The 10,560-nt window shown below is 45.4% G+C and carries 6 protein-coding genes; 2 read left to right on the forward strand and 4 right to left on the reverse strand.

Annotated features, from left to right (window positions below; genetic code table 11):
• Positions 1 to 519: 519 nt before the first annotated feature.
• Positions 520 to 1,983, forward strand: coding sequence for a hypothetical protein (locus RIG66_RS21115; RefSeq protein WP_446380700.1), 1,464 nt, complete (start codon positions 520 to 522; stop codon positions 1,981 to 1,983).
• 88 nt (positions 1,984 to 2,071) lie between these two features.
• Here RIG66_RS21115 and RIG66_RS21120 read toward each other — a convergent pair whose 3' ends face one another.
• Complete coding sequence (locus RIG66_RS21120) at positions 2,072 to 3,259, reverse strand: tetratricopeptide repeat protein (RefSeq protein ID WP_446380701.1); 1,188 nt, start codon at positions 3,257 to 3,259, stop codon at positions 2,072 to 2,074.
• 180 nt (positions 3,260 to 3,439) lie between these two features.
• Between RIG66_RS21120 and RIG66_RS21125 the strand changes: the two genes are divergently transcribed.
• Positions 3,440 to 3,688: a hypothetical protein gene (locus RIG66_RS21125; protein ID WP_446380702.1), complete on the forward strand. Its 249-nt coding sequence runs from the start codon at positions 3,440 to 3,442 to the stop codon at positions 3,686 to 3,688.
• A gap of 87 nt (positions 3,689 to 3,775) precedes the next feature.
• Here the strand turns inward: RIG66_RS21125 and RIG66_RS21130 are convergent, their stop codons facing one another.
• From RIG66_RS21130 to RIG66_RS21140, 3 genes are read right to left on the reverse strand one after another with little or no spacing between them, the layout of a single operon-like run.
• Positions 3,776 to 5,380, reverse strand: coding sequence for an Hsp70 family protein (locus RIG66_RS21130; RefSeq protein WP_446380703.1), 1,605 nt, complete (start codon positions 5,378 to 5,380; stop codon positions 3,776 to 3,778).
• Positions 5,381 to 5,435: 55 nt separating this feature from the next.
• Positions 5,436 to 8,159 carry a PAS domain S-box protein gene (locus tag RIG66_RS21135; protein WP_446380704.1) on the reverse strand — a complete coding sequence of 908 codons (2,724 nt, stop codon included), beginning with the start codon at positions 8,157 to 8,159 and terminating at the stop codon, positions 5,436 to 5,438.
• Positions 8,160 to 8,170: 11 nt separating this feature from the next.
• A complete protein-coding gene (locus RIG66_RS21140) occupies positions 8,171 to 10,123 on the reverse strand; it encodes a response regulator (RefSeq protein ID WP_446380705.1) in 1,953 nt (650 codons plus the stop codon).
• Positions 10,124 to 10,560 lie beyond the last annotated feature (437 nt).

Below are 10,560 nucleotides of genomic sequence, written 5' to 3' on the forward strand. Positions count from 1 at the left end.
AATTTGAACCGACAAGCCATTTTTTCCCCTCATCCCCTAACCCCTTCTCCCAACCCCCCTCGTTCCCCCCTACAAGAGGGGGGATGACAGAGGATGCTTCGCTTTTGTTGCATAGGAGAAGGGGAACTAAGTCGTCATGCAATTAAATTGGGTAATAGTAGCGAGAAAGATGCAAAGCCTGAGTCATGGCTTCGCTTAACTCACTACTATGATTGCGCAATTATTGACATTACGTTTTAAATACCAACCCGCTTATCACTTAAAGATGCAGATAAAATTACCTCTAAAATACCGCTTTTCTCTTACACCCCCCACCCCAAATACCCCCCTTACAACGGGGGGTTTGGGGGGATGGAGAGGGGCTGGGGGTGAGGGGCGATATCTCCAATTAAACCTGCTAAACAGGGTACGGCAGTGCCGTACCCCTACAGATATTCTGTATTATAGGCTAATGAAAATCTCGGCAATTTCCATCAACAAATGACTAATGACAAAGGACATAAGACCCATAACCAATAAATGAAAAACCTCAGCCTCACCCTCTACGCCTTCCACCTGCGTCAAACCCTCACCGACGCCCCCGATCGCGTGGCGGATGATGCGGCTAAGTTATGGGATAATCTGACTAATCTGGGACATTTCCCTGGACTGAATACCCTGAAATCTCACCTGATCTGCTACACCAACACCGAATACACGCCCCAAAACGAACCCGGAAAACAAACCCACTGGCTTACCCACGCCCAAGATATCGATTTAGGCGCTATCGCCACCGCCGATGGCTTCAAAATCACCGCCAATCTGCAACCTTTTCGCCTCAATGACACCTACGCCATTGATCTCACACTCTCCCCCGATTCTCCCCACCTCGACATCACCATCCCCCAACTGCAACACTTCCGCCCTCAATCCCTCCTCCCCCACCGCATCCAAGCCACCCTCGGACAAACCCTGTGGTTATACGCCGAAGTAGACGCCCAAACCGACTGCGCCAGCCTTGCTGAAAAATGCGCCACCGCCCTCCTCGCCAATACTCCCCTCAACCCCAGCCTCCAGGATCAAGATAGCTTCTTCGGGAGTCACCTGTTCGACTACCTCGCCACGGAACCCAGCCAACCCGATAACCCCACCAGCCAATGTCACATCCTCATCTCGTTCAACACCAGCCAATCTCCCACCATTGAACTCCTGGGAAAAGCCTACGATGAACTCCTCCAACTCCTTTGTTCTTATCACAAACTGCGCTACATCTATCACCAATCCCGCCAACGCTACCCCGAAGCGCGACACCTCTATAGCCAGTTAGAACAACAAATCCAAACCTTACCCAACCTCACCACCAACCCCCAAACCCGCCTCGACACCCTGAAAAATCTGCTTAACCAAATCCCCCAAATCGCCCTCGACTACGCCCGATGCTTGCGAGACTTACGCGCCCACCACACGGCGATGGAAACCAATATTACCAACTTTGACACCAAGCAACGGAATATTGCCCAAATTGACAACAATATCCCCCAATTCTGGGACGAATTCCTCAAAGATAGCCAACGCGATAAACAGCAAATCCAAACCGATATCAATTATCTCTCACCCGGACAAGAGTTATTCGGACAAATGCTAGAAACGGTGCGAGGTATCGTAGACTTAGATCAAGCAGAACGCGATACGTTCCGAAGGAACAGGCTTCGCCAACGCGCTTTCGACCAGAAGCTGCGAAACCTAGAACTCTGGATAGCCGTTGTCGGAACCGGATTAGCCGTGAGTGGGATATCCTCCCAAGTCGATTCCCAACCCATCCAAACCTTTATCCAGAATCAAACCAACTCTGATACACCGATTTGTCCGGGTGCGGGTGTAGTGAAATGTACCACCTACAATGGTGTCAATGTCTTCATTCATATTATTATTGCCATGCTCATCGCCCTGCCCATCGGTTGTATAATTCAATGGATGCGCGATCGACACAAACGCAGAGGGTAAGTAGGTGGACATTGTGGATCGTCATTCGTCATTTGTAAATTCTCTCCCCCAGCTTCCAGACGTAGCTACGTCTCTACATTGCTTCCCCTTATCGCAGCCCCATCCCTTGCAATTCTTGACGTAACCGTTGCGCTTCCTGGGGATTGGTGACTTGATGACGGGCGATCGCACTCTCAAATGCTGCTAAACTTTCAGGTACTCGTCCCAGTTTGAGTAACACAACGCCTAAGTTTTGGTAAGCGTCGGCATAGTCGGGATTCAGTTGAATCGCTTTTTGATAAGCGGTTATCGCGGCTTCCCACTCTCCCAATGCTTTTAAGGTCATCCCCAGGTGATTGTATCCCACGGCAAAACTCGGATCAATCTTCACCGTGGTTTGATATGCCCGTTTCGCTGTGGTTAAATCGCCAACGCCGAATAACAAATTCCCTAAATTATTATAGGCTCCCAGTTTAAGTTGGGGCAGAATCGGTTGCTTGATGGCGTCTTGATAGTGATTTGCCGCTAATTGGAGTTGATTCTGTTTCGTGTAAGCATTGCCTAAATGATAATGTAATTCAAATAAGACAGAAGCGTCTACCTGTGAATCCGTGAATCCACGCTTAAGTAAATTAATCCCTTCCTCTACTTGACCGATTTGCACATAAAGCGCTCCTAATTTACTACACAAGTATGCATCATTAGGATGATCGGCAAGAAACCCTTCCATGGCATTCTTGGCGCGAGTATATTTATCCAGAGCCGCGATCGCACCCGGTTGATAACCATAGTGTAGAATGCCCACAGTAGACAGGGAAATCACCTGCCAATCCGGTTCTCGCTGCAACAATTGGGCGACACTATCATCCACAATCGAATGGTAGGGGCGAGAAAAATGGATATCGGGGTGATGGCGAAATAAACGGGATACCAGGGAATAGGGCGATTGAGTCGCACCCACTTCTTGACGGATCAGATTAATCACCAAGTTGCGATCGTTTTTTATCGCCTGTTGGATTTCTGGTATGATTTCCGGCGTTAACACTTCATCCGCATCCAGCACCAACACCCACTTCCCTTGCACATAGCGCAGCGCCTGGTTGCGGGCGGCTGAGAAGTCATTGCACCATTGAAAATGATAGACTTTTGCCCCATACTCTGTAGCGATATCAATCGTGCGATCGCTTGATCCAGTATCCAGGATCACCATTTCATCGACGACTGGCTGCACAGTCTCCAAGACTTGGGGTAAACTGGCTTCCTCGTTTTTCACAATCATGCATAGACTGAGATCCATTTTCGATTCCCTCTTTTTAGGTTTAATATCTGAGCGTTGGCGAATCTATGTATAATAGAATCCAATTAACTAAATCTAAGTTAAAGAACATTTAACTGAAAAGCCATTCGCCAATAGCTGAAGTCTTCTTCAGAAGGCGGCTAATTTGTGGACTAGATTGATTATTAACATTAGACAACGATGCCAAAACCGACACAAGCCCACATGTCTCGCACAATCTCTAAGAGTCAACCCAGTGGTGCGAAGGATATGACTAAGCGTCAGATGGAATATTATATGGGAGCAAAGCTGATTGAGGTTGGGGTTAATCCGAAATCTGCGATTTATCGTTGGTCAGTCGAAGATAAAGGAAGTCGTGAAATCTGGACGTATAGTGCCTACTGGAGTGATTCTAAAGAGGAATTATTGCAGAAGGAACAGGAATCGTAGAGACGTTCCGGTGGAACGTCTCCAGAGAAGATAGTGGGTTTGCCCTTCTGTTTTGATGGCGAAGACAGCGCAACTACAAACAAACATTCAACTTAGTTGGGCGACTATTTGGTTTTGTAAGACGGTTTGTTCAGTGAGTAAGTCGTCTACGGTTAATCGTAATGCGCGATCGCGATCGACTGAAAATTTGAGTTTGATGCGATCGCGCCCCGGATTTCCTGGGGGTGTAAGCTGGGCAATGGTTCTGGCGCCGTCGCGATCATTTAAGGGTTGTACGGCGGTTTTGCCGCCCCCAAGTTGGCGTGTGACTAAGCGATCGCCTTCAAAGTATACCTCGGTTGCTCCTGTTTCTGCGCCTAATTCTCCGACGATTAATTCAATACTCGGTTGATTCTCTATTGACGCCCCCACTACTAATTCCACGGGATTACTCATCGGATAGGGTTGTCCGGCTTTAATTATTGGATGCCAATTGTGACAGTTATTCCGTCGATCCCAGTAGCGAATCCCATAGCTATGGTAGAGGAAGTCTTGGACTTCTATGCCTTGGGCTAATTGTAATGCGCCTTGGGCGATGGCTTCAAAGGGTTTTCGAGAACGAATCGTTTCGGCGTTAAAGTATTGCTTCACCCACTCTTGAACGGCGGGTATTTTTACGGTTCCCCCCACTAATAATACAGCATCAATATCTGCAACTTCGATACCACTGCGCCGTGCTTGTTGCAGGAGTTGAGTCATTCTTTCATTCAGGTTATCAAAGAATTGGTGATCCGTTAAAATGGTTTCAAAGGTTTGCCGATCCAGATTCAGTTCATAACTCTCTAGCGTTTCATCGTTAAAGTAAACTTCCGTAGCTGTGGATTCTGAAGATAGCTTAATTTTCAGGCGTTCCGCCAATCGCGTGGTTAAGGGCGATCGCGAAATCCCCTGGGTTTGGACAAAATAATCTACTAGCCAGTTATCAATATCTGAGCCGCCTAAGTTCTGCCCTGCTTTGGCGAGTACCCGGGCTATTTTGGGCTTTTGTCCCGAACGTTCACCTAAGACTTTCTCCCCCCATTTCAAGATAAAACCCAGGGGCTTTGTTCCGGTTTGTACCTCTTGATTTAACTGCACCAGGGATAAATCTAAAGTCCCGCCACCAAAATCCACCACCAGGAGGGTTTCACCTTCTGCCACACCATACCCCAAAGCGGCGGCGGTTGGTTCATCCAGTATCCGCAGTTGTTCCACGGGTAAGGATTGACAAACCTCTGTTAACCAGTGGCGATAAGCCTCAAAGCTATCGACGGGTACGGTAAGAATTAAGGATTCAATCGTGTCTGTGGGAGAAGGGGAGACTTTGGCGATAATTTGGCTGAGGAACCATTGTCCAATTTGCTCAAAACTGATGGTTTGTTGATCCAATTCCGGCAAAAATCCCTGAATCTGGGAACCTATCCCCCGTTTGAAGCTGGAGAAAAAGCGAGGATCGGTGGTAAGATCTAAGCCGCGATCGCGCACGGTTTGACCAACGATAACCTTACCGTTTTGGGCATCCTCAACATAGACCAAACTGGGAATCAGGGGCGGATTTTGGGCAAGTTGTACTGATAAACCAGGTAGGTTGACGGTTTCCGCCTCTCCCATGGCGGCGTTCCAGCGAGTGATAACTGTATTGCTTGTACCAAAATCAATTGCGTAGTTTGTCATTTGTCTTTAGACAGGGAACAGGGAACAGGGAACAGGGAATAGGAATTTATCCTTTTCATTTTACAATAGGAATTTCGACAATAAACTCTGTTCCTTGACCGGGATTTGAAACACACTGAAGTTGACCTTGATGTTTCTCGACAATAATTTCGTGGCTAATTGATAAGCCCAATCCGGTGCCGCGTCCTACTGGTTTTGTGGTAAAGAATGGATCAAAGATTTGGGGAATAATATCGGCATTAATTCCGGCACCATTATCCGCAATCCGAATAACGGCAAAGTCTGATGGTTGCTGTTTATGACCATTATCGTCTGCACTCTGACTCTTTTGAACCATTTCGGTGTGAATTTTAATCACGCGGGGAGCGGGTTTATTATCTAAGGCATCAATCCCATTACTCAGCACGTTCATAAATACCTGATTTAACTGACTGGCGTAGCAGGTAATTGCTGGGAGTTTACCGTATTCTTTAATCACTTCAATTTGGGGACGATCGCCTGATGCTTTCAGCCGATGCCGTAAAATAATTAATGTATTATCAATACTCTCATGAATATCAATGGCTTTGCGTTCAGATTCATGATGTCGAGAGAAAATGCGTAAGGATTTAACAATTTGCTGAATGCGTTCGGCACCTATATCCATCGATTTGATTACATTCTGCCAATCCTCACTGACGAACTCCCAGTCAATTTCCTCAATAATCTCTTCGATTTCTTCAGGCGGATTGGGGTAGTTTTTGGTATAGGCATTAATTAAGCGAGTGAGATCGACAAAATAATTTTTAGCATACATGAGATTCCCGCCAATAAAGTTGACCGGATTATTAATTTCATGCGCCACACCTGCCACCATTTGCCCTAAGCTGGACATTTTCTCATTATGAATCAGTTGAGTTTGGGCGCGTTTGAGTTCAGCTAATGCTGTCTCTAGTTGGATCGATTTTTCCTGTTCTCGCTGAATCGATTGATGCAAGGCTTCCTCGGCTTGTTTGCGTTGGCAGATATCTTTGAGTGAACCCACCATCCGCTGAGGTTTTCCGTCTTCATCCCACAGGGCTTGTCCGCGACACATTACCCATTTATAGTCACCATTTTGGCATTGTAAGCGATATTCAATTTCATAATAAGGGATTTTTCGCTGCAAGTAGTTTTGGGTGGTTTCGACAATTTGCTCGACATCATCGGGATGGATACGACTAATCCATTCATCAAAACGATGTACAATTTTACAGGTGTCATCGTGGCAATTTTGATTGCCGATAATTTCCTGAAACCGCTCAGACGTAAACACTTCACCACTTTGTAAATTCCAATCCCAAATTCCATCATTATTGCCTTGTAAGACTAACTGCCAGCGTTCTTCACTTTGGCGTAAATCTTCTTCAATTCGCTTGCGTTCTGTAATATCTTTGCCGACGGTGATTATACAGCGTTCCCCTTTCAAATCAATAAACTCAGCCGATAATAATAAGGTAATAATCTCACCCCATTTAGTCCGCCATTCCGTTTCCCAGTTACACAGTGATCCTTGTCGATGTAAAAGCTGTTCAAACTGAACCATGTTTTCCGGATTGACGACCAAGTTTAGATCAAAAATTGTCTGCCCAATGACAGTTTTTCTCTCATACCCCAATAGATTGAGAAAACTTTGATTCACATCGATATAGCGTCCGTCTGGGCAAGTGCTAATCGTCATCGGGTCAGGGCTACAACTAAAAGCTTTGGCAAATTTTTCTTCTGAGATTTGGCGGGCAACTTCGGCGCGTTGGCGTTCTTGGACTTCTAGGAGTAATGAGGTGAGATCGGCGATGGAACGGGCAAAGTTTTGCTCTTCTGGTGTCCAATGTCGGCACGTTTCTATCTGTTCAATACATAACACACCTACGGTTTTTCCGCCCAATCGTAAAGGGGTGTCTAGCATTGATGTTATGTTTAATCCCTGTAGGTAAGACTCCAGCAAATCACCACTTCTGGGATCGCTCATCACATCATCTACTGCAACGAGGGGAGCCTCAATTAAAGCGTTAAAGTAAAGCGGATGGTTAGCTAGGGCTAGGCTTAACCCGGTGGTATGTTGGCAGTGACTTTGCTGGAATAAATCCAGACATTCAATATGAGTTTTTTGTTGATTATAGAGCCAAATACCGACTCGTTCGACCTCAAGGGTACGGGCTGTGACTTCGGTGATTTTCTGAAACGCTAATTCTAAATTTCCCTGATATAAAATTTTATTTTTAGCCAGTTCAATGAGTAAACTATTTTGATGGCTAAGCTGTCTTGCCTGTTGGCGAAGTTGGTTCTCAGCTTGCTGGCGATCGCGAATTTCTTGTTGGAGTAAACTATTTTGTTCTTTTAACTGGTTCTGTAATCCTTGCAGGAGCAGTTGATGTTCGATCCGAACTAAAATTTCTTCCGGTTGGAACGGTTTAGTAATATAGTCAGCCCCGCCAATTTTTAACGCTTTGACTTTCTCTGCCGCTTCCGTCAATGCGCTTAAGAAAATAATCGGAATATCTTTGGTTTTCGAGTTTGACTTCAGACATTGACAAACACTATACCCATCCATATCCGCCATGACAATATCCAGTAAAATCAAATCAGGAGGTGACGAAATTGTCGCATGGATGGCGAGTTTACCACAAATAGCCCGTTTAATGTTATAATCTTCTTTCTCCAATACCTTCGATAAAAAGCGTAAATTATTGGGGTTATCGTCAACCACTAATATCGTTATTTTAGGTTTATTCAATACCATTGATAATTGTTGACTTAGCATCACTCTAGTCCTTATGAATGATTGATGACAGCCTGAGTCACTCGCACAATAACATCCAGTCTAAAATCATGAAGTAAATCTGTTAATGCCTTGACTAAATCTGCCTTTTCTGTCGGGAGTTCCTGAATCAACTGAGCAATCATTGCTTCATCCAACTGATTAGCTGCCTGTGCTAATTCAGTCACCCAGGCTGAAGGTAGACTGGATAACTCTGAACAGAAAAACGAGTCTGGTTTTTCTTGTGTGCTATAACTTGATCGAGAGAGAGGTAAACTATCCGATAACTCTTCATAACGATAGCGCACTCCTAAATGGTGGGCAATGGTGTCAAAAATTTGCTCCTCTGTAAACGGTTTCCGGACAAAATCCTCAGATCCGGCGGCTAAAATCTCCTCTCGCCTTTCCTCAAAGGCGCTAGCGGTTAAGGCGATAATAATAGTTCTAGATAAATCGAGGACTGAGTTGGATTGAGATAACCGTTCTTTTTCTTTGCTTTTAAGCCGTCGCGTTGCTTCTAACCCATCCATCATTGGCATACGTGTATCCATAAAAATCAAGTGAGGTTGCCAACTTTCCCATAACGGTAAGCATTCCATCCCATTTGCCGCCTCCCGCACTTCAAAGCCAATCGGTTCGAGTAATTTAATCAGCAACAGGCGATTTTCGGGGGTATCATCAACGACGAGGATACGATAGGTTGGTTGATTGGGTTCTAAGCATAAGACGCGCTGACGGGGTTGGGGGGTAACGGGGTAGACATCTGCCGGACTAATTTTAATACTAAACTTAAAAATTGTCCCCTTGCCGACAACACTACTGACGGTAATGGTTCCCCCCATCAGTTGCACAAATTTGCGGGTAATGGTTAACCCTAAACCTGTCCCTTCCGCCATTTTTTGTCCGGTTTCGGTTTGGACAAAGGCATCAAATAAGTTGTCAATTTCAGCCGAAGAAATACCCGCTCCCGTATCTTCTACTTCAAACTGGAGTCGGGGGGGAAATGCTGACAATGATGATGAGTCGGTGTCGGAAGGGTTTTGATTGGTTAACGCCTCCGTTGCCAAATTTACTCGTAAGGTAATTGTACCCTGTTCGGTAAATTTAATCGCGTTACCTAAAAGATTAATCAAACACACCCGTAATTTTTTTGCATCGGTTTTTATGGTTTGCGGAACATTGGGGGCGACCATGAAAACTAGATTTAACTTTTTCTGTTCGGCTTTAATTTGGAACATTTCTTCCAAATTATCTAACAAGCGATACAAATCAAAGCTGGTTTCATAGAGGGAAATAATCCCTGCTTCAATCTTCGATAAATCTAAGACATCATTAATTAAGTCCAGTAAATGTTCACCACTGCGATTAATAATACCCAGATATTCTCGTTGTTCCGGCGTAATTTTCAGATCACGACTCATGACTTGGGTAAACCCTAAAATAGCATTCAAGGGCGTGCGAAGTTCGTGACTCATATTGGCTAGAAATTCACTTTTAGCTTTAGAGGCAGCGGCGGCGGCTTTTTCGGCTTTGCGTCGCTCTTGAATTTCCTGCTCTAATTTTTGATGGCGATCGCGTACTTCTTGAGATAGTCGCCGAATCGTCAGTTGATGCTCCACCCGCGCCAAGACTTCTTCAACTTGAAAAGGTTTGGTGATGTAATCAACACCCCCCACGCGAAAGGCTTTGACTTTATCCAAAACATCATCAATGGCACTAATGAAAATGATGGGAATTTCACGAGTCTCCGGATCAGCTTTGAGATTTTCACAGACTTGATACCCATCCATTTCTGGCATCCGGATATCTAGTAATATGAGATCGGGTTGGGCAGATTTAGCGGCGCGAATTGCCATTTTCCCTTTAACCACACCCCGCACTTGATAGCCTTGCTCCGACAAGGTGGCGGATAAAACTTGTAAGTTTTCTGGGGTATCGTCAACAATTAATAGGTTGCCTTTAGTCATTTGTTATTGGTCTTATGTTATTCGGTATTTGAATCAGGGCGGGTTTTGTTGCTCAGTTATTGGTTTTTAATTGGCGTTAGTCCCTAAACTATTGGTGTCAACTTAAGCTCAAGCCCTCTCCCAAGCCAGCCCTCACCCCCAGCCCCTCTCCCAAGCTTGGGAGAGGGGAGCAAGAGGGGAGCAAGAAAATCCGATCCCCCTTCTCCCGTGCAAAAAAAGTGAAGCATCCTCTGTCCTCCCCCCTCTTGTAGCTCACAAGGGTAGGTTTTTTAAGATGGGGGTTTAGGCAAGACAAGGAAGACAGGTAGACCAGTAGACAAGGAAGAGTGAGAACGAAAAATAGGGCGTTTCGGCTTTTAGAAGTTAGTTTGACCGAACCGAATTCTGTACGGTTTTCCCCCCTTGTCTTCTTTCCTTCCTTGTCCTCCTTGTCTTGT

This window comes from Coleofasciculus sp. E2-BRE-01 (assembly GCF_040221695.1).
Taxonomy (GTDB): domain Bacteria; phylum Cyanobacteriota; class Cyanobacteriia; order Cyanobacteriales; family Coleofasciculaceae; genus Coleofasciculus.